A 23,452-nucleotide genomic window follows, 5' to 3' on the forward strand; every position below is an offset into this window, starting at 1 on the left:
AAACATTGTAGAGACGTTTCATGAAACGTCTCTACAGCCTAGAGACATAAAGGGGGTAATCGTTGCGGATTTGGTATTAGTCGTCTAGGCAAGCGGATTTGGTATAATCCAAAATCCAAAATCTAAAATCCAAAATCTAAAATCCTTTCATCCAAAATCGGCCTATGCCTAAGTATGTGTTGTGGGGAAGTTATTGCGAGGATGTCCTAGAAAAACGAGCACCTTACCGCCAAGCTCATTTAGATGGACTTGCCGTCCAAAAACAATCTGGTGTCCTGATTACGATCGGCCCCACCAAGGATTTGACCAAAGTCTTCGGTATTTACGAAGCACCAGACGAAGCTACCGTCCGCCAGTTGATTGAAGCCGATCCATATTGGCAAAACGGCATCTGGACGGAATACGAAGTGCGGGAGTGGATTCAAGGAATTTGAAAATATTATAAGTAGGTGGGCATAATTAAACGTAAAACTGCCGCGCCCTTAGAAACCCGGTTTCTGAGTGTTCAGTTTATTTATGCCGTGCCCCTACAGCATAATTGACTAATGTTCCATAAATGAACATGATTGTAGGGGCACGGCATAATTAAAATCTTGGTATAACCGACATATTGATGACGCCGTGCCCCTACGACCGCATATTTGACCAGCTAGTATCCAGATTCAGGATCGCCTGGTACGATTCGCATATCTTTTGCGTACCGATCGTATATGGCCACCATCTTTTTCAACTGATCTGGATAAACTTGCGACAGATCGTTCAATTCTCTGGGGTCTATCCGAAGATTATAAAGTTTCCAGGTATTATCCCCCCAGGGTTGATTTAGTTGAAGAATTTTCCAGTCTCCTAAAACCACAAACTTGTTGCTAGTGCCGAAAACTTCTTGTACAATCGGATCGGTCTGACCATATACCTGCGCTGATTTGCCTTCTAGGAAAGGACGTAGAGAACGGCCTTCCAAGGGAACAACGGGACGACCTTGGTAAGTATTTCCCGGAGGATTCACCCCTGCGTAATTTAGCACGGTGGGCACAATGTCTACTTCGCGGGTAAAGGCATCACTTTTGCGTCCCGACATCACGCCACCACCAGGATATGAAATGAATGCTGGTACGCGAACCCCGCCTTCAGAGTGTCTTGCCTTACTCCATAGTAAAGGTGTTGTTGATGGTTGCGCCCAATTTATACCTAGAGAAACGTAGGAGTTAACTCTTCCTATATTCTCATAGCTGTTGTTCATTCCTACCTTCTTAAACCATTCCTGGAACTCAGGAGAAGGAGATTCTTTGCCATTTGTTGCGTTTACAAAGTCTAGACCAGAACCACCATTGTCCGACAGAAAGACGAAGACTGTATTGTCATATTCACCAATCTGTTTTAAGTGGGTAACCAGTCTGCCTATGTTATCGTCTAGAGCGTTTAGCATCCCCCCATAGATTGCCATTTTTTTAGAATTAAAGCGCCTTTCCTCCGGGGACAAACTATCCCAGGCGGGCACCATTGGCCATCTGGGTGGCAACGATACGTAGTCGGGAATTAACCCCAGCTGCTTCTGGCGATTGAAGCGTTGTTCCCGCAACTTATCCCAGCCCATGTCATACTTGCCCATATACTTTTGGATGTATTCGTCAGGCGCGTGTAAGGGGGCGTGAACCGCTTGGTAGGAAGTGTAAACAAAGAATGGTTTGCCGTCGCCGCGATTTTTATTGATGTATTCAATCGCTTTGTCGGTATAAGTCCGGGAAGAGTAGTGGTTAGCTGGCAAAGAGGTGACTCGTTTACCATTATCGAAAAATATCGATGTGGCATTTGGTTCCTCTCCCACGAGATTAAAGTGACTGCCCCCACCTTGCATCAGCGCAAAGGATTGCTCAAAGCCTCGTTCGGAAGGACGATATCCTGGCTCTTCCCCCAAATGCCACTTACCTACCATATAGGTGTGGTAGCCCGCCTCTTTCAAGAGTTGGGGTAGGGGGACAACTCGGTTGTTGAGATACCCTTCGTATCCGGGCTGACCTTTCTGAGCCTGGGATTGTAATCCGTCCATAGTAGCTAACCCATTTTCGTGGTTGTCTACCCCGCTGATTAACATCGCACGGCTGGGCGAACAGGTTGGTGCGGTATGGAAGTTAGTTAACATCATCCCCGATTTGGCCAAAGCTTCTATATTCGGGGTTGGAACTTCACCTCCATACATGGGTAGATCGGCATACCCCAGGTCATCGGCTATCAAGAACACAATATTGGGGCGCTTGGTTCCTGCATTGCTGGTTATGGCTTCTGAGCTTTTTTTCCAAGTTGAAATGCCGATAACGGTAAGGGCTGTGCAACTTGCTACGAAGACAAATCTTTGAAATTGTTGCTTCACAATCTATAAATCTCTTTCAGTTGGGAATACACACCGAAACTATACTCAGTCCGATCGCAGACAGTGCTTTTACAGTTTGGGCCAGAAAAGCACTGTCTCTGATTGTGTGAAGTATAATCAACAAGTGTATACCAAAAGGAAGATTTATATTCCTATAATTGGCAAATATTTCCCTTTACGATCTTATACGGATGCGATCGCCAAAAGCGATCGCACCATTCAGCCGAGCGAGTTTTCAGCTTAAAATTGAGCAAGCCACTCCAGCCGTAATTTCTCAATAGCTTGCTCTTTCAGCTTAGCCTCAACTTCTATCCAAGGAGCGTTGCGGTAGGCACTTGGCATTACTGCAATCAAGTCGCTGTGGTGCGGGTCGTTAAAAGATTCGCATCCATTGGAAATATGGACGAGTTGCCATTCAGGATGCGGCCAAGTTGTGCGTGCTTCTGCTAACATTTCGGCAACGCTAGGATGATCGTAACTATCGAGTTTTTCCTGAATAATATGGTGGTGAGCGTCAAATACCATCGGGACGCCTGTGGCGCGACAAATTTCGAGAATTTCTGAGGCGCTGTAGGCGTATTCGTCGTTTTCTAATGCTAATCTGGAGCGAATTGCTTCCGGTAAATTGCGGATAACATTAATAAGACGTTCGGCGCGATCGCTCTTTCCACCATGTATTTCCATAATCGCCCAGGGCGATCGGGCCAACCCCAGCAGATCGAAAATCCGGGCGTGGGTGCTGAGTATCTTAATACTGTTTTCGATTACTTCGGGTTTATCGGAACTCAAGACCACAAATTGATCTGGGTGAATTACGATACGGATATCAAGTTCTTTAGCGCTAGAGCCTGTGTGTTGCAACTTTTCCGTAAATTCACTTAGTACTCCTTCGCCAACAGGTTCATCGGCAAAAGGGAAAAGCGCAGAGGTGACGCGATACAGGCTTATGTTATGGAAGTTGCAAAATGCGATCGCAGCATTCAGCCGGATCAGGTTGTCAGCATACAATTCCCGCAGTACCCGCACCTGTTCTCCGGGTGCTAGTTGCAACAACCGCTTGCGTGTCAAAGCACGGTAGCGTACCTTGTCGGATGTCGTAATGCAGACTAATCCTAACTGCGGCACAGTACTGACAGGGGATTGTTTGCTGATTGTCGTTGAGTTCATTATTTTTGCGCCTTCTGGTAAAAAAGCAACAGAGTGGTAATAAGTACGGAAGCGCCGCACCTGTCCGTTATCTGTTTCTATTACAGTTACGCCTCGGTAGTCGATCGGTTCTCTCACCGTTAATTTTTGTTTTTTGGCTGAAAGTCAGCATCAGTCGAAATACAGATTTGCCCATCCTGGTAGAATAACTTAGTTATCTCTTTTTGATGTTGCAATGGCTTCCGAAACTACAGGCGCAGATGCGATCGATCAAGCTATAGCCCAAGGATTGGACTTTGACGGTTCCCCCATTCCCCTTGCCAAACTCGAACTTTACACAAAGGTGATGGGACTAGAAGCAGGACGGCAAAGAAGCGGTGTATCGAATACGATGCGATCGCGCATTGTTCGCATTGGCGCTAAGCACATTTCCCAGTCAGAACTCAACCAAATGCTAATAGACGCCGACTTTGCCCCTCTCAAAGAGAAAGAAATTGCCTTCTATTATAGCGGAAAGTAATCAGGGAAGCAACTTCGCCCTCCTTCCCTCATCTCTTCTGAACTACCCCTATCCTTCAGGACGGCGGGTGATGATGGGACAGCGGGGTGCAGTGGCGACAAGTCAACCCCTAGCTACTTTGGCAGGCATGGAAATGCTCATGTCTGGGGGAAATGCGGTAGATGCGGCGGTGGCAATGGCGATCGCACTTACCGTAGTCGAACCCACCTCCAACGGCATTGGTGGCGACGCTTTTGCCTTAGTTTGGGATGGGAAATTGCACGGTTTAAATGCTTCTGGGAAAAGCCCCCAATCTCTTCCCCAAGAAGCATTTACCGGAATGAATAATGTGCCTGAAACCGGATGGTTGCCTGTAACTGTTCCCGGTGCAGTTTCCGCTTGGCGAAAGTTGTGGGAACGTTGGGGAAAGTTACCTTTTGAGCAGTTATTTGCCCCAGCAATTCGCTATGCTGAAGAAGGTTTCCCCGTATCGCCAGTAACGGCACAAGCTTGGAAAAGAGCCGAAAGAATATATTTACCCCTCACTCGTCCTGAGTTTCAGCCTTTTAAAGAGGTATTTTTCCCTGGAAACTTAGCACCAGAGGCGGGGGAAGTTTGGCGAAGCGAGCTGCATGGGAGGACGCTGAGAGCGATCGCATCCACTCGCGGCGAAAGTTTTTATCAAGGAGAAATCGCCCAACAAATTGCTAACTTCGCTGCCGATACTGGTGGTTTCCTAACAATAGATGATTTTACCACACATCAACCAGAATGGGTAGAGCCAATTTGCACAGATTATCGCGATTTAACAGTTTGGGAAATTCCCCCCAACGGACAAGGCATAGCCGCTTTAATGGCTCTCAATATATTAGAAGGTTTTGATATTGCCAAATATCCCCGCGAATCAATCGAAAGCTATCATCTACAAATCGAAGCGATGAAGCTGGCATTTGCCGACACCCATCGTTATATTGCCGACTCCCGCTTTATGGAAATGCCAGTTGAACATCTTTTAAATAAAGATTATGCAGCCGAACGTAGAAATCTAATTAGCGACAATGTTATTCCTCTTGCCGAACATGGTATACCCAAAGGTGGAACCGTCTATCTAGCAGCAGCAGATGGCGAATTGATGGTTTCTTTCATCCAATCTAACTTTATGGGTTTTGGTAGTGGAATACTCGTTCCCAACACTGGAATTGCACTGCATAACCGAGGAGTGGGTTTCACCTTAGAGTCAGGACATCCCAACCAAATAGCAGGGGGAAAACGTCCTTTTCATACAATTATCCCTGGATTTATCACCAAAGATGGCAAACCGTTAGGGCCATTTGGCGTCATGGGAGGGCAAATGCAACCCCAAGGACATCTGCAAGTAATAGTAAATATGGTAGATTATGGGATGAATCCCCAAGCAGCATTAGATGCTCCCAGATGGCATTTTGTATCTGGAAAAACAGTACTTTTAGAGGAGGCAGTTTCTCAAAATATAGCGCAAGAACTTATGGAACGAGGACATGAAATTCGCGTGAGTAAAGATGTGGGATTATTTGGTAAAGGTCAGATTATTTTGCGGCCAGAGAAAGTTTTTTTTGCAGCTTCCGAACCACGCGCTGATGGAATCGCGTTAGCATACTAATATTCCATCCAAACAATCATCACACACAGTGAAAGAAAATTAAAATTATCTGTGTTCATCTGTGGTTAAAAATCTTTAAAATCCAAAATTATATCGTGTCCGGTTGCATTGTTAGTACATGAGTGATATCGTCAAATTGTCTGTTGTTATCGTTGGTTAAAATTTTACCGCAGATGTAGGCAGATTAACGCAGATTAACGCGGATAAGAATAGGCACAGGAATTTTTTAGGTAACCGATGCGTAAGGACATGATATTATGGCTAAAACTGTTCTCATCACTGGTGCTTCTCAAGGAAGTGGCAAAGCAACAGCACTCTTATTTGCGCGTAATGGTTACGATGTTGTTCTAGCAGCACGTCAACCAGATAGATTAGAAACTGTAGCGCAGGAAATACAATCCCTCGGTCGTTCTGCTTTAGCTATTTCTACCGATATGGGAGATTTTCAGCAAGTACAAACCCTGGTAAATAAAGCGCTGCAAACTTTCGGAAATATCGATATTTTGATTAACAACGCAGGCATTTGTCTGACTGCGCCAATGGAGAAAACTTCTCTGAGTGATTGGCAGAAGATTATGGATACCAATTTCTGGGGATATGTGTACGCCATTCAAGCTATTTTACCCCATTTCTTAGAGCGAAATACTGGAACTATTATTAATGTCGGTTCTATTGGTGGAAAAATGCCTCTGCCACAAATGACCGCCTATTGTGCTAGTAAATATGCAATAACTGGGTTAACTGAATCTTTGCGTTTGGAATTATTTCCCAAAGGTATCCAAGTCTGTGCGGTTCATCCTGGAGTGATTAACAGTAATTTTATGGAACGCGCTATGTTTCGCGGAGGGGATGAATCGGAAACTGAGGCGCGTCGTCAGCAGATGAGTAAGTTGCTTGAATCATCTTGGGTGAGTAAACCAGAAGATATTGCCAATGCGATTTGGGATGCAGTTCAAAATAAGCGGTCTGAAGTGGTAGTTGGGCCTACATTTTTGGCAACAGAAGCTTATCGGTTATTTCCCGGTTTGATGCAGTGGGTTATGAGTCAAAACGTGAAGTAGAATAATTGCAGATTGCAGATTTAATAATAAATCCGTTTCTATCACCCCCTTTTTAACCCTCACCCTCTCATAGTGGGGCTACACAAACGAAGTCCGCCTACGCGGACTAAAAAATAAGGGGGTAATTAACCCGGATTTGGTATAAGATTTAAAATGAAAGATAGAAATAACTTTTTCATCTGCCATCTTAAATCTCAAACTTGAAATCAAGGAGACAACGATGCTTTTAGATGTTCGCCTTTTCACAGCTAAAGAATATCATTTTATGGCTGAAGCTGGTATTTTTAACCCAGATGAACGAGTTGAATTACTAGCAGGACAGATAATCAAAATGGCAGCAAAAGGAACAGCTCATAGCGCAGCAGTTACACGGACTGAAAACTTGCTAAGGAATCTTTTAGGAGATCTGGTTTTGATACGTTTACAAGATCCAGTTCAGTTAGATGATTACTCTGAACCAGAACCAGATATTGCTCTTGTTATTCCAGATCAGATGTATTATGAAGACCATCATCCAAATCCTTCAGAAGTTTATCTGATTATTGAGGTTTCAGATACAACTCTCAGTCGAGATCTCGAATTCAAAGCAGGTATTTACGCGAGGTCGGGGATTGCGGATTATTGGGTATTGGATGTTAATAATCGGCAACTGCATATATTTCGAGAACCGAGTCAGAATGGTTATCAAAGTGAGTTGATTTTATCAGATAGTGGGAGCGTTTCACCTTTGGCGTTTCCTAACGTTATCATTACTGTTGGGGAAATGTTGCGACCTTTAAGCTCGATATCTTTTTGAGATGAATGAGTAATATCGTGTCCGATTGCATCGTTAGTGTAATAGTGATATGGGAAATTATCTGTTGTCATCGGGGGTTAAAATTTTACCGCAGATGTAGGCGCTTCGCCTTCCCGTAGGGTAGACAGATAAACGCAGATAAACGCAGATAAGAGAGTGATTTTTTTAAGCAATCGATGCTACAGGACATTATATAATATGGATTACCTAAATGTTTGCTACAGATGTAGGGGCAATTCATGAATTGCCCCTACACCAGAGAGTGTTCATAAGTAGCAGAAATAAATCCAAACGATATAACCTTCAACTATATTTCAGACAAAACTCGATCGCTTCTGACAAATCGCTAGTAACTTGTGGATACTCAACCACTGGCGGCTCAATTACCACCAAAGATACTCCTAATTCATCTGCCAATGTTCGCTTAATATCCTCCCCACCACTAGCACCAGAAGCTTTAGTTACTACCATCGAAATTTGCCAGTGACGCCATAAAGCCTTTTCCAAATCGGCTGAAATGGGGGGACGCATAGCACATAATCGATCGGGTGTAAACCCAGCCGTTATAGCTGCTTCTATCGAAATACTAGCAGGTAAAACCCTAGCAAATAAAGTCGATCGCTCTTGCCAAGGACGAAACAGAGGCAAAGCTTTATATCCCACAGTCAACAGCACTCGGTGTCCTTCCAGATATTCCCCAGCCACAAGAGTAGCAAAACTATCTAAGTGAATAATTTTAGGATTTTGGATTGATAAATCTCCTCTGCCCCTCTGCCCCTCTGCCCCTCTGCTCCTCTGCTCCTCTGCCCCTCTGCCCCTCTGCCCCTCTGCCCCTCTGCCCCGCTCCAGGCGCGGACGTTCGTAGCGCAAGTAAGGAATTTGCAATTGGGTAGAAGCGGCGATCGCATTCTCGGAAATCTCCACTGCATAAGGGTGAGAAGCGTCCAGAACCGCCACAATTTTCTGTTCTTGCAAAAATTGCCCAATTTGAGCCGCGTCCATACGCCCCACCCAGACACGCAACAGAGGCACATCGGGATAGAGCGATCGCGCGGTTTCCGTAGCCACAGAAATCGTACAAGGCAGCTGGGCTTGCGCTAGAGCAGCCGCCAGTTGTGAACTTTCGGTCGTTCCACCGATCAGCCACAATCGCCCACTAGATTCTGCTTGGTACTGCAACAGCCCACTCTGCCAATAAGATGTTAACCCTTGAGAACTTTAGTAAAGTTCTTACGAAACGACCTATTAACCAGCAAAACAGGCCACAACACCGACATAGAAAGTCTAGTAGGCAAATTGCGGTTGAAATTCGTCCTCTCAAACCCAGTCCAGAACTTCCAGACGCCCCCTACGTAAGCCACCAGCAATGCTATGACAACTAACTTAACCATAAAATCTCCTTCCAGCGGATACCCACTTAATTTCAATTATGGGCGCTCAGGCAGTTCTTGTCTTGCTGCAAACTTACTTAATCGCCCCCCTAGCCCCCCAAATTTGGGGGAAGACTCTTCTCACCCCAGATTTGGGGGGTCGGGGGGCAAAAACCTTGGTTTTTGCGTAAGTCCTGTTGCGGCAAACTTACTTCGCTAAATCCCCCACCCTATATCCCGCGTCGGGCTAGGGCTAGGGGTTAGGGAAAAGAATCCTTATGATTGACTTTTAACTTTTGACTTCTGACTTTTGACTTTTCCAGCCCCCAATCCCTAGTCGCTATCAAATCTTTAATATTAAGGAGGGATAGCAGCAATTATACAGACGCCAGAACAGGCATTTTTACGATCGCTGCGACCACGAGAGAAGCCGAACGCCAAGAATTCGTGACGACCCTACAAGAGAGCAAACAGGAGTAATTATGCGGGCAGTGCTGATGGCTGGCGGATCTGGAACTAGGCTAAGACCGCTGACTTGCGATCTCCCAAAACCAATGGTGCCGATCCTGAATCGACCGATCGCAGAACATATTATCAATTTACTCAAACGGCATCACATCACAGAAGTAATTGCCACTCTGCACTACTTACCTGACGCCATTCGCGACTACTTCCACGACGGCAGTGACTTTGGCGTGCAGATGACCTATGCTGTCGAAGAAGACCAGCCCTTGGGTACAGCAGGCTGCGTCAAAAATATTGCCGAACTCTTAGATAGAACCTTTTTAGTTATTAGCGGCGACAGTATCACCGACTTCGACCTTAGCGCCGCCATACATTTTCACAAGCGCCGACAGTCAAAAGCCACTATAATTTTGACCCGCGTTCCCAATCCGATCGAATTTGGCGTCGTCATCACCGATGAAGAAGACCGCATCCGCCGCTTTTTAGAAAAACCCTCCACCAGCGAAATTTTCTCCGATACCGTCAACACCGGCACTTATATCTTGGAACCAGAAGTCCTAGATTATCTGCCAGCAGGACAAGAAAGCGACTTTTCCAAAGACCTTTTTCCCCTACTGCTAGACAAAGAGATCCCGATGTATGGCTACATTGCCGAGGGCTACTGGTGCGATGTCGGCCATCTCGACGCTTATCGCGAAGCCCAATATGATGGCCTCTACCGCAAAGTAAAACTCGACTTTGCCTACGAAGAAAGGTCTGCGGGAGCCAGAAATAACCAAATTTGGATCGGCCAAAATACTTTCATCGACCCCACCGCCCAAATAGAAGCCCCCGCCATGATCGGCCACAACTGCCGCATTGGGCCGCGAGTGCAAATCGAAGCTGGAACCATCATTGGCGACAACGTTACCATTGGCGCTGACGCGAACCTCAAACGCCCAATCATCTGGAATGGAGCCATTATCGGCGAAGAAGCGCATCTAAGCGCCTGCACGATCGGCAGAGGCACCAGAGTAGACCGCCGCGCCCACGTCTTGGAAGCAGCCGTCGTCGGTTCCCTATCCACCGTAGGAGAAGAAAGCCAGATCGGCCCTGGCGTCCGCGTTTGGCCCAGCAAACAAATTGAATCCGGTGCAACCTTAAACATCAACTTAATTTGGGGTCAAACCGCCCACCGTAATTTGTTCGGCCAGCGGGGCGTCTCTGGATTGGCTAACATCGATATCACCCCCGAATTTGCAGTCAAATTAGGAGCAGCTTACGGCTCCACCTTAAAACCCGGTTCCCAAGTCGCCGTCTCCCGCGACCAGCGGAGCATCTCCCGCATGGTTTCCCGTTCCTTAATTGCCGGTATGATGTCAGTCGGAATCAATATTCAGAACCTAGAAGCAACATCAATTCCCATTGCCCGCACAGTTATTCCTACCATCTCAGTTGCGGGTGGCATTCATATACGGATACATCCAGACCGAGCCGATCATATTTTGATTGAATTTTTGGATTTCAAAGGCATCAATATCTCTAAAGCCCAAGAGAAAAAAATTGAGGGAGCTTATTTCAAAGAAGACTTGCGGCGAGCCCAAATTGACGAGATTGGCAATATGGCTTATCCCAGCCAAGTCATGGATATTTACAGCACCAGCTTTGAGAAACATCTCAACATAGAAGCCCTTCGTTATAGCAATTCCAAAGTGGTAATTGACTATGTTTATGCCGTCTCAGGAGCTGTGCTGCCCCAACTATTAGCTAAGTTTGGTTGCGATGCCGTAGTGCTAAATGCCAGCCTCAATCAAACAGGAGTATCTACAACAGAACGAGAAGCTTTGCTGCATCAACTCGGTCATGTTGTGGAAGCGCTCAAAGCTACCTTTGGCGTCCAGGTATCTGCAAACGGAGAACAAATGATTTTGGTAGATGAAGCTGGGATGCCAATTCGAGGCGAAATGTTAACCGCTTTGATGGTGGATATGATGCTTACGGCTAATCCCAGAAGCGCAGTGGTGGTGCCCGTTCATGCGTCCAGCGCTGTTGAACAAATTGCTCGTCGCCACGATGGCAGAGTTATTCGCACCAAAGCTAATCCCAGCGCTTTAATGGAAGCGAGTCAGAGTCATCCTAATGTGGTGCTGGGCGGCTCTGGAGAAATGGGTTTTATTTTCCCGCAATTGCATCCGGGATTTGATGCAATGTTCTGCATTGCCAAACTGATTGAGATGCTAACTATCCAGGAGCGAAATCTCGGCTCCATTCGCGAATCCATACCCCGCGTTGCACACAAAACCTGCTCAGTTCGTTGCCCTTGGACAGTGAAAGGAGCTTTGATGCGCCATTTGGTAGAAACCCATCCAGCTGATAGTTTAGAGTTAATTGATGGCGTAAAGATTTACAATCGATTCAATGACAGTTGGGTCTTAATTTTACCCGATGCCGGAGAACCGTTGGTGCATATTTTCGCCAACAGCAGCGATCGCGAATGGGTGGATGACACTTTGAGGGAATACCGCGCCCGTGTCCAAAACTTTGTTGACCGAGAGCAGGGAGTGCAAGAATTTAAATAGTTTTAAGCTTGGTCATTGGTCATCGGTCATTGGTAACAAAATACTCACTTCAGAAAAACTACTAATGACTAATGACTAATACCGCAATTAGCGTAAAATAGAAATAGTGAGAAAGCTTGAAACCTTCAAGTTAGATCTCTATAACTCAAACCTCAACTCGCCAAACTCAACAACTATTTATGAATACCTTCATTGTGATGGCAGAAGTGATTCAAGACCCGCAACTGCGCTATACCTCGGATGAGCAAATACCTGTCGCTGAAATGCTCGTGCAGTTTCCAGCCCAACGAGAAGAAGATCCACCCAATACCCTCAAAGTAGTGGGATGGAGGAATCTGGCTCAGGAAATCCACGAACGCTGTCACAAAGGCACACAGGTCGTAATTGAAGGTCGTCTGGGTATGATCAATGTAGAACGCAAACCCGAAGGCTTCAAAGAAAAACGTGCCGAATTGACCGCACAAAGAATTCATTACCTGGGAGATAATTTTCAACCTGCTGTAACCAGCCAAAAAGTTGTCTCCAACGCATCAACTCCTGCTAGAAATACCGCTAATTCTGTAGCTTCTGAGTCTTATCGTTCACCCGTTGCTACAGCAAGCGTTCCGCCGGTTTCTAACAGTACCACCAACGTCGCTACTATTTCGCCAGTAGATGATGAGGAAGAATATCAAGAAGTAATGCCGAATGTGAAGACAACCCCATATCAGAATCAACCAATGTCTGCAAATCCGCCAGATGTGGATGATATTCCCTTTTAAGTAGGTGGTCGTAAATAAACTGAACACCCAGAAACCCGGTTTCTTGGAGAAACCGGGTTTCTAAGGGCCAGGAGTTGATGTATGGTGGGCATTGCCCACCTTGGCGATCGCAGTAACATAAAAATATGAGCTAACCCCAAGAGGTAAATATGACTACTACCGTTGACATCGGAACTCTAATTGTTAGTACACCAGAAACCTGCGGCGGGCGTCCCAGAATTGCTGGAACTAGAATTTCTGTCGAGCAAATAGCTGTTTTATCCAAACAAGGACTGACTCCAACAGAAATTGTTGGAGAATATGGCTTTATCAATTTAGCTCAGGTTCATGCAGCATTGACCTATTATCACGCTAATACAGAAGAGATAGAAACATATTTGGCAGCAGAAAAAGCCGAGTATGAACGCTTGGAAGGAGAATACATTGCGAGTCAGCACAAATGAGTCAAATTCGTTTGTATTTGGATGAAGATACGCTCAGGGGAGCGTTAGTGCAAGCTTTGCAAAATGCTGGTGTAGATTTAGTGACTACCGCAGACGCCAATAATCTCGGACAGATAGATTCGGAACAGTTAATTTGGGCAACCGAGCAACAACGGGTAATTTATACCTTTAATGTGGGAGATTTTTGTCGGTTGCATAAAACCTACATGGAAGAAGATAGAGTTCATACAGGAATTATCATTGCCGAACGACAAAGTTATGCCGTTGGCGAACAGTTGCGAGGAATTCAAAGATTGATTTCTACCAAGTCAGCAGAGGAAATGATAAATCAATTAGTGTTTTTGGGTGCTTATGTTAGAGAGTAATGAAATATCAAAAACCCGGTTTATTGTTACGAAAAGAAACCTCGCCTTTGACTCAAGTCAAAGGCTAATAGCTGAAGTCCACTAAAGTGGACTAAAAAAACTTCTTTAGTCCACTTTAGTGGACTTTCGCTATTAGCCAGGGGTTTGAACCCCTGGCGGGCTTTCAGCACAGGTGCAAAATATGTTGTTATCGCCAAATCTTTCTGCCAAACTGAAATAGTTGTTACCTGCCTTCCTCTGGGCGCTGAATATGCCCCAAGACTTCTCCGGTCAAAATCTCCGAGGACGCAATTTCAAAGGTCAAGACCTTACGGGTGCAAATTTTTCCCACGCAGATATACGAGGGGCTAACTTCACCAATGCTATCCTTACGGGTGCCAACTTTAGCTATGCCAAAGCGGGACTGCAACGCGGCTGGGCAATTGCTCTGGTAATATTTTCATTATTTCTATCAGCATCATCAGGACTTGTTGCTTCAGTTAGTGGTTTATGGTTTGCATTTTTGTTCATGCCTGCAACCATAAGCTTATACACTATCGTTCCCGGTCTAATGGTGATAATTTTGTTAGGAACCTTTTTTATCGTTCCCATCCGACAAGGTTTGACTGTAGCAGCAGCAGTATTGATAGCGGCATTGGCAATGACATTAACAGCGGCAGCAGCAACATCATTAGCAGTTACATTAGTCGTGGCAGCAGCAGGGGCAGCATCAGTGGCAGCAGCAGTAGCAGCATTAGGGGTGGGAGCATTAGCAACAGCAGTGTCCGGGGCAGTGGCAGGAACGAGAGCAATAATAGCAGCAGGGTTAGTGGCACTAACAGTAGCAATTTCAGTAGCAATCACCACATCAAATACAACAGCAGTAGCAGCAACAGTGGCAGTTCCATTGGCAGTTTTAGTGGTTGGACTAAGTGCTTACATTGGCTGGTTCGCTTTAGTTGGTAATAATAAGTTTGCTTTGATTCGCCAAATAAGTCTTTTCTTTGCTAATACGGGTGGTACTAGCTTTCGGAAAAGTGATTTAACTGATGCTAATTTTACTCATTCAACACTCAAATACACAGAGTTCATAAGAGCAAATTTGACTCGCACAAATTTTTCTGCTTCATATAATCTTAACTTAGCTAGAATGGATGGAACCATATTAGCTTACCCACAAATTAGAGATTTACTTGTGACCAGGAATGGCCGCAATAAATCCTATATTGGAGCTAATCTTAAAGGAGCTAACTTAATAGGTGCAGACCTCAGATATGTCAATTTTAAAGAAGCCGATATCAGCGAAGCGACTTTCGAGGGAGCTAATTTAGAATGGGCCAACTTGACTCTCACTCAAGCAATTGGTACTGATTTTACTGGCGCTCAAATGACAGGTACTTGTCTAGAAGCTTGGCATATACAAAGTAACACCAAACTAAATGATATCGATTGTCGATTTATTTATCTTCTAGAAGATCCCAAACTGGGAACAGACGACAGGGAACGTCGCCCCAGCAGTGGTGAATTTAAACCCGGAGAATTTACGAAGCTGTTTTACGAAGTTTTGACGACGGTTGACTTAATTTTTAACAAAGGCGTTGACTGGAAAGCTTTTGTTTTAGCCTTCCAAAAAGTAAAAGTACAATTTACAAATGACGGTATCGAACTCTCTATCCAGAGTATTGAAAATAGAGGTGATGGAGTTGTCGTCATCAGGGTAAATCTTCCTGCCGATGCAAACAAGGAGAAGATCCATAGTGAATTTACTCAAAGGTATATACTGGCGCTCGAAGCCGCCGAAGAAAAATACAAATCAGAAGTAGACTACCTAAGAGAACTAACTGAAAAATTAGCTAGAACTCCAATTGTGATTAATCCCAATCAGGAGGCTAAGCAAGAATGAATTGCTATCTAGCTTATGCCGAATTAAGAAGATATTAATGAAATTAAACGAAGGTATGAAGAAAGAATCAAAGCATTAGAATCAGAACTGAAAGCTAAAAACAGGGAAATTCAAAAATGTAATGATGACATAGCTTGGTTAAGAAAACTTACTATGACTCTTGCAGAAAGACCTGTTAATGTTATAAATGAAGCTAAATCAACATCGGAGAGTAAATTTATGTCAGAAACCAACGAATACAATTTGCAAGATGCCAAAGTAACTGGTAGTAATGTCGGCACAAACTACGGCACTCAAGTAGGTACGCAACACAACTACGCCACACAACAAAATCTAGCTGAAGCAGCAGCTGAGATTCAGCAACTTCTACAACAACTGTCTGAGAGTAACCCCACTAACACTCCATCGGAAAAAATGGTAGTGGTAGAAGAAGCCCTTAAGCAGATTGAAGGCGACCCAAGTTTGAGAGAACGGGTAATTGGTGCGATCAAATCTGGTGGAATTGAAGCTTTTAAAGAGTTAATCGACCATCCATTAGTAAATATTTTGGTAGCAGCTTTGGAAGGTTGGCAAATAGAAGGTTGAAAACCTATAATTAAGGTAAAAAAGATGAAAGCAATTGAAGTAATATGATTAAACAAGGTCGAGAAATTATATGATTATTTGATGACAATAGAACCGGAAATTGACCCCCGTAAATTTAGCGAATACTCTCTCAACCCAAATCATCCCGACAATAAAGGGAAATGGCAGGCTTTTGCCCAGTTAGGGTATGATGTAGAAACACCTGAAGGGCGTAACCGGGCTACTGAAAACTTGATTCAACAGTTGCGTCAAGGTTTGATTAATGTACCATCTATTCCCGGCGAACCGACAGTTCACGGGCTAAGATTTAAGGTGCGAGTCAGAATTACAGGACTAAATGGCCAAGAAGGAACGCTTGTCACCAGCTGGCAAATAGATGTAGGAAAAGATATACCTAGACTAATTACAAACTGGTTAGAAGTAGACCGATAATTATAGGATATCAAGAATGAAAGCCCAACTTTACGACACCATTCAAACGTTAGTTGATATTAATGCCGATTTTGACCATCGCGATCGCATTATTCCCAAAGGCACGTCAGGCTCGATCGTCGAATGTTACGAAAATCCCGAATTATATGCAGTCGATCTAGCTATTCCTAACGACAAGTTGGTAGGCGGATTTGAGTATGAAAATGTCATTCTTAATCCCACACAATTTACAACAGTAGTAACTCCTGTAGAGTTAGGCGAAGCGAGTCCACAAACAGTTTTAATTAATTGAAGGCGAATGTCAAAAAATGTCGTTAACGAAGCAGCGGGCGTAGCGATCGCCCTTTTTCAATCAAATAAAGCCCGATCGCACCCACGCCAGAAACCCGGTAACTTCTGCGAAACCGGGTTTCTGCTAAATACATACTTTGCCCAAAATGTCAATACCCCGGCGCAGGCCCGATCGCATCAATCAACGCTTCAAGTGCTAGAGCAACATGAGTCCAATGCGTTCCCCCTTGACAAAATACCACGTATGGTTCACGCAAGGGCCCATCAGCCGAAAACTCCAAAGTACTGCCCTCGATAAACGTACCGCCAGCCATCACCACCTGACTCTCATAACCCGGCATATCCCAAGGAACGGGTTCCACATAAGAATCGATCGGCGAATGCTGCTGAACGACCCGACAAAAAGCGATCAGCTTCTCAGGCGAACCCAGCTTAATAGCTTGAATGACATCCCGCCGGGGTGCCAAAGGCAAAGGATTCACCGGATAACCCAACTTGTCGAACACATAAGCCGTCAGGTGATTGCCCTTCATCGCCTCCCCTACCATTTGCGGTGCCAAAAACAAACCTTGAAACAGCAAACGATTCTGATCGAATGTAGCACCACCAGCACTGCCAATTCCTGGTGCCGTCAGGCGACAAGCTGCCGCTTCCACCAAATCTGCCCTACCAGCAACGTACCCACCCGCAGCAACGACAGTCCCGCCGGGATTTTTAATCAACGACCCAGCAATCAAGTCTGCACCGACATGGGTGGGTTCCCTCTCTTCGATAAATTCCCCATAGCAATTATCCACAAAGCACACTATGTCGGGATTTTGCTGCTTGACAATGTAAACTATTTTCTCAATATCGGCGATCGAGAGACTGGGACGCCAAGAGTAACCGCAGGAACGCTGGATTAACACGAGGCGCGTATTATCCCCTATCGTTTGAGAGAGGGCTTCCCAGTCCACAGTTCCTTCGCCAGTCAGAGGTAATTCCCGATATTTGATGCCAAAATCGATTAGAGAACCATGCCCATGACCGCGCAAGCCGATGACTTCTTCGAGCGTGTCGTAGGGGGAACCCACGACAGCCAACATTTCATCTCCGGGACGCAGGACGCCAAACAGGGCAGTTGCGATCGCGTGAGTGCCAGAAACAAACTGCACCCGCACTACCGCAGCTTCAGCACCCATAACATCGGCAAACACCTTATCCAACGTCTCGCGTCCCAAATCGTCGTGCCCATAACCGGAAACACCGGCAAAATGATGAGCCCCTACCCGATGACGCCGAAACGCTTCCAGCACTCGTTTGAGATTTTGCTTGACCTTAGCGTCAATACGAGAAAAAATCGAAAATAGTGCCTGTTCTGCTTCCAGCAGCTGTTGAAGGCTGTTCATTAATTCCTCATTCACGATATAGCTATGCGGATTTTAGGGTTCCGCAGATTGGGCTGCACAATTCGTATTAAGGTTACTGCATGACGCTTGCCACCTCGACCAAACTTCGCCCCCATTGGGTTGTGATCCTTTTCATGGTTGCGATTCACACCGCTGCCATCTTCGCCTTCCTTCCCGGCAACTTTAGCTGGGCCGCTGTAGGCTTAGCTGTTTTTCTGCACTGGGTGACGGGTGGTTTGGGCATCACCCTGGGCTATCATCGCCTAGTCACCCACCGCAGTTTTGAGACTCCCAAGTGGCTAGAATATCTCCTAGTTTTCTTCGGTACCTTAGCCATGCAAGGCGGGACAATTGATTGGGTGGGTATGCACCGCCTGCATCATTTGCACTCGGATAGTGAAGGCGATCCACATGACTCCAATCAAGGATTTTTGTGGAGTCATTTAAGCTGGATGCTTTATCAGCTACCGCAAACAAAAGAAATTCCTCGTTTCACGAAAGACATTGCAGAAGATCCAGTTTATCAGTTTTTACAAAAGTATTTTCTCCCGCTCCAAATTCTTCTGGGGGTAGTGCTTTATCTGCTGGGAGGCTGGCCTTTTGTACTGTGGGGAATCTTCGTGCGTTTAGTTGCGGTATACCACTGCACTTGGCTAGTCAACAGCGCCACGCATAAATTTGGCTATCGCACTTATGAGTCTGGCGATCGATCCACCAACTGCTGGTGGGTAGCGGTGCTAGTCTACGGTGAAGGTTGGCACAACAATCACCATGCCTTTCAATATTCTGCTCGTCACGGTTTGAAGTGGTGGGAAATTGACATGACATGGATGACTATTCAATTATTACAAACCCTTGGTCTGGCCACCAATGTAAAACTAGCGCAGCAAAAGTAGGTAATTAGGGAATTTCCAATTTCCAATTTTAGATTTCAAATTTGAAATTTAAAATCTGAAATGTCATCGGAAATTCCCTACCTATTAAAATCGTCCATTTCCTTGAACAATATGCTTAAGCGTTGTCAAGCTTTCCATACTAATCAACCCCCGCCGATGCCCTTTTTGGTTAGACATACCCAGAAAAATGCCTTCGCTTCTTGAGGGATTGCGAGAAAATCTAGGGCTGGCATTGATGTAAGTCGAGGCGCTATTCACGCCCAAGGCAAACTGACGACTTTCCTGATAAGATTCCGTGACAATACTATCAGCGTGACCGCTGCTGTATTGGTTAATCCAGGCGATCGCTTCTTCCAGGCTATTCACCACTTTAAAAGCCACCGTCTTGGTTAAATAAGGTTCCCCCCACTCCGACTCGTTAGCCAGCTTCAAATCTGGAAACTCAGCCATTAACTGGGCATCTGCTCGAATTTTAAAGCCCTTTTCCTTCAAGCTGTTCCAAAGCGTGACCAAAGAAGAGGGCTTTTGATTGCTGTGGATGAGAACTTTCTCGATCGCATTCACCGGATCTGGTTCGCTCTGATGGCTATCTAAAATCATCCAGCGAGCTAATTCCAAACTGCCAGAAGGGGCCCAAAAAAGGTAACAGTTGCCCATCCCCGATTTTAAGACAGGCGCAGTTGACTGCCGTACCACTTGCTGCACTAGACTGGGGCGACCGTAGGGAATCACTAAATTGACGTATCGATCTTGAGTTATCAAATCTCGCAGGGAACTCCCCCGATCGGATGGTAGCAGTTCCAGAGATCCTATAGGCATCCCAGTCTCTTCCAAGGCTGACTGCAAAGCAGTTGCGATCGCAGCATTAGAATGACTCGCTTCAGTTCCGCCCCGCAGAATCAAACTATTCCCTGTTTTGATACACAAACCCGCCGTCAGCGCCCCCAATCCCGGAAACGCCTCATACACCAAAGCGATCGCCCCCAAAGGCATCAACTGGCAGTAAGTCTGGGATTGTTCTAGTTGATAGGAAGCATTCATCACCCGCCGCAGAGGGTCGGACAATTCTCCTAACCGTTGCAGCATTTGGATCGTCGTCTGGAGGCGTTCGGGTGTCAGTTTCAGCCAATCTAAAATTATGTCTGGCACCGCCATCTCTCGACTCGCCAAAAGATCGAGAGTATTTGCTTCCAAGATCTCGTCTGAGGCGCGTTTAAGCGCTTGTGCCATTGCCACAACCGCACGGCTGCGATCGACTCCCTTGGTAGTGGCTAAGTCGAAAGAGGCTTGATAGGTGCGGCGAACTGTCGCAATCAAATCTGGTGAAGGATCGAACGGTTCAGCGGTCATAATTGAGCTAACGCCTGTAAGCTAACCACTGGATCAGTGCTACCAGTACCAGTAGCACAACTGGCACTAATGCCAAAAAGAGTTTGTAGGAGCCTGTATAAAAGTTTAAAACCCAAACCAGCCAGATACCAGGCAACACCACGCCAAACAGAAAAGCTACGGGCAAGTAATGTTCTTTCAACCCTGTTTGAGCCCGATGCCACCGACTACCTGTCCACACCCAAGCTTTTTTGTAAGGATAGGTTGAAGATAGTAGTTCGATTACGTATTCGCTTTTTTCCACGACAAAGATTTGCTGACAGCGATTGCAGCCAAAGGCTTCTGTCAGGACGATCGGCACCAAGCGACCCTTTCGTCCGCAAGGACAAGGGTAGTCCGTATTTAAATCTATCTTTTGGGATTTTGGAGATGGCACAAGCGGTCTTATCGCAAACCGAGTTTATCCAAGGACATCGAGAACATTTTTAACGATCGCAATTAACTTTCACATCCTCCCTTAGCAACAGCCGCTTAAACGGTATAGAAGAGGACATCCGGCGTCGCTTTCTCTTATCTTATCGAAAACAAAGCGATTTCCGATGATTTTATTCTAATAGACCTCTCCAGAAATTAAAGGTGCGTTACCTAGAACCCTTGTAGAGACGTTGCATGCAACGTCTCTACATTCTTTTTTGGAGATGTCTAATATACTCTCTAAGCGGGTAACGCGATTCGAACGCGCGACATTCACCTTGGCAAGGTGACGCTCTACCACTGAGCTATACCCGCAACCACTCACTGTTCTTACTATCGCAAAATAATCCCTGTCTGTCAACTATAGGACGGCAATTATTTTGGATATCCTAGCTCAGTCCTTCCAGTCCGGCAGACTCTCTGGGAGCGATCGCACTTTTCAGGGAAGCAGGTAAAGGCTGGAGATCGGCATTACTCTTGATTTGACGCATCAAATTCGCCATTTCCAGGGCGTTCATCGCATAATCCCAGCCCTTATTGCTCTTAATTCCCGCCCGTTCTAGGGCTTGCTGCATCGTGTCTGTGGTCACTATGCCAAAAATTACCGGAATTCCAGTCTGAAATCCCGCCGCCGCGATTCCCTTGGACACTTCAGCAGCGACATAATCAAAGTGAGGAGTTTGACCTCGGATCACCGCACCCAGGCAAATCACCGCATCATAACGCTGGGTCATTGCCATTTGACGAGCCACCAAAGGCACCTCAAAACTGCCCGGAACCCAAATATAATCCACCTGAGTGCCGTGAGGATCTGTATCGACGCCGTGGCGTTTCAGGCAATCTTGACATCCCTCCAAAAGCTTCGTCGTCACCAGGTCGTTGAATCGACCGATCACGATCGCAAATCGCAGAGATTCCGCCTGAGTAAAATTTCCCTCAAAAACTGCCATTTAAATACTTCCTTGTCATTAGTCATTACTCAAGAGTCATTAGTTATTAGTCTTTTACTAATAGACCTCTCCAGAAATTAAAGGTGCGTTACCTAGAACCCGTGTAGAGACGTTGCATGCAACGTCTCTACATTCTTTGAAAGGAGATGTCTAATGACTCTTGACCAATGACTCTTGACCAATTAACTTGGCTCAAACCACAAAATAACTCAACGCACCGACTACAAGCACCAAAACAACCCAGCCACCGGAACCCAACCACAGTAAGCGTTTGGATTGATCCCAGTTCTGAGGTGAGGCATAGGCAACAGGGACGCCTACAACCATAACAAAAGACAAGGCGACTAAAGCAAACAAAGCTAATTGAAACAAGATTGTCATTTTCCGCTTCTCCCAATACAGCAACTCTATTCGATCGCACTCAGCAGCTAAAGCCGCGAATAGCTTACATCCACAAGTTTCCAGCCCGAAAGCTTTAGCTCGTTTTTCGGTAACAAGGTCTACCGTCTTAAGGCATTTTATCAGGAGAGCGACACGCCTTTGACCAGATCGATCGCGCACTCCAATACCATTTCATCAAGTCTAAATTAAAAACTTTAAAACCAAACCCTACTTTATAACTTTTGTCAATGAGTTAATATACTCAGAGCAAATGTGATAAGTAAGGTTAAACTCAATTAGTAACTCAAGTTGCTAGTTACTTGCTTTCTGGGTACGTTGTTGCGCTTTAGCGCTCTTATCTTATCCCAGTTGTCATAAGAGCGAACTTACTTGCTTTCTGGGTACGTTGTTGCGCTTTAGCGCTCTTATCTTATCCCAGTTATCATAAGAGCGAACTTACTTGCTTTCTGGGTACGTTGTTGCGCTTTAGCGCTCTTATCCCAGTTATCATAAGAGCGCTAAAGCGCAACAACGTACCTAACTCCAACTCTTCCCTCTTCCCTAGCCCCTTTCCCCTAGCTATCTGAGTGCAAGCCCAATGGATGAAAGTCGTCTCCCAGCTTATCTGAATCTGATTCAACAACTGCTAAGTTGTCCCAACGGTGAAGAACCGGAGATTTTACAGGCTAATTCAGAATTGCTGGATGGCGGGTTTCTGCAAGCTTGCGAGGTAATAGCAGAAAAGTTCGCAGACTCAGGAAACGAGAATGGGGCTGATTTCTTACGAAATCTTGCCAGTCAGCTAGGGGAATTTTTGGGGATGAATGATGAGGGAGATGACGATAACTCTGAGATGGAAAATCCCCAAGAGTATGCAAACTTTATCCTAGAATTATTGCAAGCAGAAGCAGAAAGCAATAGCGATGTAACGGTAATTTACCCGATGTTAGCGCAACGGCAACATCTCCTCAATGCGCGGTTTGCTGAGGTTTTACAGCAAGTGGCTGAAAATTTAATTGCCGAACATCCAGAAGCAGTTGAGTCAATTGTCGCCATCATTGAAAATTTGAGTATTCATATTCGCTCTTTTCCCCTGGGGAAAAGAGCGAATAATATTGAAATTGCGATTACAGGTTATCAAATAGTTTTAAGTCATCGGGAAACGGGAAGCGAAAAATGGGCGCAAACCCAAAATAATCTGGGTGCTGCCTACAGTGACAGAATTAGAGAAGATAGAGCAGATAATATCGAACTAGCGATCGCATCATACACCGCCGCACTCCAAGTCTACACCCGTGAAGCCTTTCCCCAACAATGGGCAACGACCCAAAATAATCTGGGAATTGCCTACAGTGACAGAATTAGAGAAGATA

The 23,452-nt window shown here is 45.5% G+C and carries 23 protein-coding genes, 1 tRNA gene and 1 pseudogene; 15 read left to right on the forward strand and 10 right to left on the reverse strand.

Annotation, left to right across the window (positions count from 1 at the left end; all coding sequences use genetic code 11):
• Positions 1-164 precede the first annotated feature (164 nt).
• Positions 165-434 (forward strand): YciI family protein, encoded by a 270-nt coding sequence (locus LAY41_RS11520; protein WP_249097530.1) that lies wholly within the window; start codon positions 165-167, stop codon positions 432-434.
• Positions 435-649: 215 nt separating this feature from the next.
• Here LAY41_RS11520 and LAY41_RS11525 read toward each other — a convergent pair whose 3' ends face one another.
• Complete coding sequence (locus LAY41_RS11525; RefSeq protein ID WP_249097533.1) at positions 650-2,368, reverse strand: arylsulfatase; 1,719 nt, start codon at positions 2,366-2,368, stop codon at positions 650-652.
• Positions 2,369-2,608: 240 nt separating this feature from the next.
• The gene (uvsE, locus tag LAY41_RS11530; protein ID WP_338022978.1) at positions 2,609-3,652 is read right to left on the reverse strand and encodes a UV DNA damage repair endonuclease UvsE; all 1,044 of its coding nucleotides are present in this window, start codon (positions 3,650-3,652) and stop codon (positions 2,609-2,611) included.
• Positions 3,653-3,749: 97 nt separating this feature from the next.
• Between uvsE and LAY41_RS11535 the strand changes: the two genes are divergently transcribed.
• From LAY41_RS11535 to LAY41_RS11550, 4 genes are all read left to right on the forward strand, one after another.
• Positions 3,750-4,034, forward strand: a complete 285-nt coding sequence (locus tag LAY41_RS11535) for a small RNA NsiR4-regulated ssr1528 family protein (RefSeq protein ID WP_249097535.1) — start codon at positions 3,750-3,752, stop codon at positions 4,032-4,034.
• Positions 4,009-5,652 (forward strand): gamma-glutamyltransferase family protein, encoded by a 1,644-nt coding sequence (locus LAY41_RS11540; RefSeq protein ID WP_249097538.1) that lies wholly within the window; start codon positions 4,009-4,011, stop codon positions 5,650-5,652. Before LAY41_RS11535 ends, LAY41_RS11540 begins: the two co-directional genes overlap by 26 nt.
• 257 nt (positions 5,653-5,909) lie before the next feature.
• Positions 5,910-6,713: an SDR family oxidoreductase gene (locus tag LAY41_RS11545; protein ID WP_249097539.1), complete on the forward strand. Its 804-nt coding sequence runs from the start codon at positions 5,910-5,912 to the stop codon at positions 6,711-6,713.
• A gap of 220 nt (positions 6,714-6,933) precedes the next feature.
• Entirely contained in the window at positions 6,934-7,509 is a 576-nt protein-coding gene (locus tag LAY41_RS11550; protein ID WP_249097541.1) for a Uma2 family endonuclease, read from the forward strand.
• 303 nt (positions 7,510-7,812) lie between these two features.
• Here LAY41_RS11550 and cobK read toward each other — a convergent pair whose 3' ends face one another.
• The gene (cobK, locus tag LAY41_RS11555; RefSeq protein WP_249097543.1) at positions 7,813-8,688 is read right to left on the reverse strand and encodes a precorrin-6A reductase; all 876 of its coding nucleotides are present in this window, start codon (positions 8,686-8,688) and stop codon (positions 7,813-7,815) included.
• 23 nt (positions 8,689-8,711) lie between these two features.
• Positions 8,712-8,900 carry a hypothetical protein gene (locus LAY41_RS11560; RefSeq protein WP_249097545.1) on the reverse strand — a complete coding sequence of 63 codons (189 nt, stop codon included), beginning with the start codon at positions 8,898-8,900 and terminating at the stop codon, positions 8,712-8,714.
• Positions 8,901-9,361: 461 nt separating this feature from the next.
• On the opposite strand from LAY41_RS11560, the gene LAY41_RS11565 reads away from it, so the two are divergent.
• The 8 genes from LAY41_RS11565 to LAY41_RS11600 all read left to right on the forward strand — a co-directional run bounded on the left by LAY41_RS11565 (position 9,362) and on the right by LAY41_RS11600 (position 16,662).
• Positions 9,362-11,902 carry a mannose-1-phosphate guanyltransferase gene (locus tag LAY41_RS11565; protein WP_249097546.1) on the forward strand — a complete coding sequence of 847 codons (2,541 nt, stop codon included), beginning with the start codon at positions 9,362-9,364 and terminating at the stop codon, positions 11,900-11,902.
• Between the two features lie 179 nt (positions 11,903-12,081).
• Entirely contained in the window at positions 12,082-12,663 is a 582-nt protein-coding gene (locus LAY41_RS11570) for a single-stranded DNA-binding protein (protein ID WP_249097548.1), read from the forward strand.
• Between the two features lie 149 nt (positions 12,664-12,812).
• A complete protein-coding gene (locus tag LAY41_RS11575; protein WP_249097550.1) occupies positions 12,813-13,106 on the forward strand; it encodes a DUF433 domain-containing protein in 294 nt (97 codons plus the stop codon).
• Positions 13,103-13,471 (forward strand): DUF5615 family PIN-like protein, encoded by a 369-nt coding sequence (locus LAY41_RS11580; protein WP_249097553.1) that lies wholly within the window; start codon positions 13,103-13,105, stop codon positions 13,469-13,471. Before LAY41_RS11575 ends, LAY41_RS11580 begins: the two co-directional genes overlap by 4 nt.
• A 250-nt stretch (positions 13,472-13,721) precedes the next feature.
• Entirely contained in the window at positions 13,722-15,353 is a 1,632-nt protein-coding gene (locus tag LAY41_RS11585) for a pentapeptide repeat-containing protein (protein ID WP_249097554.1), read from the forward strand.
• A 153-nt stretch (positions 15,354-15,506) separates the two neighbouring features.
• Complete coding sequence (locus LAY41_RS11590; protein WP_249097557.1) at positions 15,507-15,938, forward strand: hypothetical protein; 432 nt, start codon at positions 15,507-15,509, stop codon at positions 15,936-15,938.
• 81 nt (positions 15,939-16,019) lie between these two features.
• Positions 16,020-16,370: a DUF6883 domain-containing protein gene (locus LAY41_RS11595; protein WP_249097559.1), complete on the forward strand. Its 351-nt coding sequence runs from the start codon at positions 16,020-16,022 to the stop codon at positions 16,368-16,370.
• Positions 16,371-16,386: 16 nt separating this feature from the next.
• Positions 16,387-16,662 (forward strand): hypothetical protein, encoded by a 276-nt coding sequence (locus LAY41_RS11600; protein ID WP_249097561.1) that lies wholly within the window; start codon positions 16,387-16,389, stop codon positions 16,660-16,662.
• Between the two features lie 148 nt (positions 16,663-16,810).
• Here the strand turns inward: LAY41_RS11600 and LAY41_RS11605 are convergent, their stop codons facing one another.
• A complete protein-coding gene (locus tag LAY41_RS11605) occupies positions 16,811-18,049 on the reverse strand; it encodes a methionine gamma-lyase family protein (protein WP_249097563.1) in 1,239 nt (412 codons plus the stop codon).
• Between the two features lie 80 nt (positions 18,050-18,129).
• On the opposite strand from LAY41_RS11605, the gene LAY41_RS11610 reads away from it, so the two are divergent.
• Positions 18,130-18,945 carry an acyl-CoA desaturase gene (locus LAY41_RS11610; protein ID WP_249097565.1) on the forward strand — a complete coding sequence of 272 codons (816 nt, stop codon included), beginning with the start codon at positions 18,130-18,132 and terminating at the stop codon, positions 18,943-18,945.
• A gap of 84 nt (positions 18,946-19,029) precedes the next feature.
• Here LAY41_RS11610 and LAY41_RS11615 read toward each other — a convergent pair whose 3' ends face one another.
• The 5 genes from LAY41_RS11615 to psbZ all read right to left on the reverse strand — a co-directional run bounded on the left by LAY41_RS11615 (position 19,030) and on the right by psbZ (position 22,079).
• On the reverse strand, positions 19,030-20,295 hold the full coding sequence (locus tag LAY41_RS11615) for a glutamate-5-semialdehyde dehydrogenase (RefSeq protein ID WP_249097567.1): 1,266 nt from the start codon (positions 20,293-20,295) through the stop codon (positions 19,030-19,032).
• Positions 20,296-20,302: 7 nt separating this feature from the next.
• The gene (locus tag LAY41_RS11620; RefSeq protein WP_249097569.1) at positions 20,303-20,710 is read right to left on the reverse strand and encodes a hypothetical protein; all 408 of its coding nucleotides are present in this window, start codon (positions 20,708-20,710) and stop codon (positions 20,303-20,305) included.
• 281 nt (positions 20,711-20,991) lie between these two features.
• Positions 20,992-21,063 (reverse strand) — tRNA-Gly (locus tag LAY41_RS11625).
• 74 nt (positions 21,064-21,137) lie between these two features.
• Positions 21,138-21,698 (reverse strand): 6,7-dimethyl-8-ribityllumazine synthase, encoded by a 561-nt coding sequence (gene ribH, locus LAY41_RS11630; RefSeq protein WP_249097571.1) that lies wholly within the window; start codon positions 21,696-21,698, stop codon positions 21,138-21,140.
• Positions 21,699-21,890: 192 nt separating this feature from the next.
• Positions 21,891-22,079, reverse strand: a complete 189-nt coding sequence (gene psbZ, locus LAY41_RS11635; protein WP_249069322.1) for a photosystem II reaction center protein PsbZ — start codon at positions 22,077-22,079, stop codon at positions 21,891-21,893.
• Between the two features lie 598 nt (positions 22,080-22,677).
• Between psbZ and LAY41_RS11640 the strand changes: the two are divergent.
• Positions 22,678-23,452: pseudogene (locus LAY41_RS11640) on the forward strand (tetratricopeptide repeat protein); the annotation flags it as partial.

Origin of the sequence: Argonema galeatum A003/A1, from assembly GCF_023333595.1 — a bacterium.
Lineage (GTDB): Bacteria > Cyanobacteriota > Cyanobacteriia > Cyanobacteriales > Aerosakkonemataceae > Argonema > Argonema galeatum.

Bases quoted from the DNA above. Each gene is read 5' to 3' on its own strand.
- LAY41_RS11600 (WP_249097561.1), top strand. From the start codon at position 16,387: ATGAAAGCCCAACTTTACGACACCATTCAAACGTTAGTTGATATTAAT.
- LAY41_RS11575 (WP_249097550.1), top strand. From the start codon at position 12,813: ATGACTACTACCGTTGACATCGGAACTCTAATTGTTAGTACACCAGAA.
- LAY41_RS11535 (WP_249097535.1), top strand. From the start codon at position 3,750: ATGGCTTCCGAAACTACAGGCGCAGATGCGATCGATCAAGCTATAGCC.
- LAY41_RS11565 (WP_249097546.1), top strand. From the start codon at position 9,362: ATGCGGGCAGTGCTGATGGCTGGCGGATCTGGAACTAGGCTAAGACCG.
- ribH (WP_249097571.1), bottom strand. From the start codon at position 21,698: ATGGCAGTTTTTGAGGGAAATTTTACTCAGGCGGAATCTCTGCGATTT.
- LAY41_RS11615 (WP_249097567.1), bottom strand. From the start codon at position 20,295: ATGACCGCTGAACCGTTCGATCCTTCACCAGATTTGATTGCGACAGTT.
- LAY41_RS11550 (WP_249097541.1), top strand. From the start codon at position 6,934: ATGCTTTTAGATGTTCGCCTTTTCACAGCTAAAGAATATCATTTTATG.
- psbZ (WP_249069322.1), bottom strand. From the start codon at position 22,079: ATGACAATCTTGTTTCAATTAGCTTTGTTTGCTTTAGTCGCCTTGTCT.
- LAY41_RS11590 (WP_249097557.1), top strand. From the start codon at position 15,507: ATGACTCTTGCAGAAAGACCTGTTAATGTTATAAATGAAGCTAAATCA.
- LAY41_RS11545 (WP_249097539.1), top strand. From the start codon at position 5,910: ATGGCTAAAACTGTTCTCATCACTGGTGCTTCTCAAGGAAGTGGCAAA.
- LAY41_RS11585 (WP_249097554.1), top strand. From the start codon at position 13,722: ATGCCCCAAGACTTCTCCGGTCAAAATCTCCGAGGACGCAATTTCAAA.
- LAY41_RS11595 (WP_249097559.1), top strand. From the start codon at position 16,020: ATGACAATAGAACCGGAAATTGACCCCCGTAAATTTAGCGAATACTCT.
- LAY41_RS11560 (WP_249097545.1), bottom strand. From the start codon at position 8,900: ATGGTTAAGTTAGTTGTCATAGCATTGCTGGTGGCTTACGTAGGGGGC.
- LAY41_RS11520 (WP_249097530.1), top strand. From the start codon at position 165: ATGCCTAAGTATGTGTTGTGGGGAAGTTATTGCGAGGATGTCCTAGAA.
- LAY41_RS11605 (WP_249097563.1), bottom strand. From the start codon at position 18,049: ATGAACAGCCTTCAACAGCTGCTGGAAGCAGAACAGGCACTATTTTCG.
- LAY41_RS11610 (WP_249097565.1), top strand. From the start codon at position 18,130: ATGACGCTTGCCACCTCGACCAAACTTCGCCCCCATTGGGTTGTGATC.
- LAY41_RS11570 (WP_249097548.1), top strand. From the start codon at position 12,082: ATGAATACCTTCATTGTGATGGCAGAAGTGATTCAAGACCCGCAACTG.
- LAY41_RS11580 (WP_249097553.1), top strand. From the start codon at position 13,103: ATGAGTCAAATTCGTTTGTATTTGGATGAAGATACGCTCAGGGGAGCG.